At 43.2% G+C, this 636-nt stretch carries 1 pseudogene; it reads right to left on the reverse strand.

Going from position 1 to position 636, the window contains the following annotated elements:
• Positions 1–636: pseudogene (locus GQA99_RS20185) on the reverse strand (IS630 family transposase); the annotation flags it as partial.

Genomic DNA, 636 nt, shown 5'->3' on the forward strand with positions numbered 1-636 from the left:
GGCTCTGCAATAAAGTGATTCCATGCAATTGAGCACTGTTCAACAATATCGTCATATCCACTAAAACAACGATTGGCAAGTTCATTTTGACGAAGCCATTGCCACACTTGTTCTACAGGATTGAGTTCTGGAGAATAAGGGGGAAGTTTAAGGATACTTAAGTTATCAAAGCCCTCCGTCAGTTTTTGTTGATGCCAACCTGCGCCGTCCATAATGATCAGTGCATAGCGTCCAAATTCAGTCGCTTCTGAAATTAATTTCAAATGTTCTAACATATATTCACTACTGGCATATGGGGCAATAATTGCCTCTGTCGCGCCTGTAGCAGGACACACCGCACCATATAAATAGGCGGATTCAAACTGTTGTTGCCTTACTGATCGTGGCCGGCTTCCTTTCAATGCCCAAATATGGGTTGTGGTATTTTGCTGGCCGAATCTGGCTTCATCTTGAAACCACACATCAATGCGATCTAACGTTACATGACCAGGGGTGTTAAGGATCGTTGACAGCTGGAAGTTTTTTAAAAGCGTCCTGAACATCTTGAGACTGTTTTGGGTGACGAGAGCGAGTTGTTATCCATGAAAAGCCTAATTGATGGAGTATTCTGTAGATGTTGGCCTGCTTAAAGGTCAC

It is taken from the genome of Shewanella litoralis (assembly GCF_009828585.1).
Taxonomy (GTDB): Bacteria; Pseudomonadota; Gammaproteobacteria; order Enterobacterales; family Shewanellaceae; genus Shewanella; species Shewanella litoralis.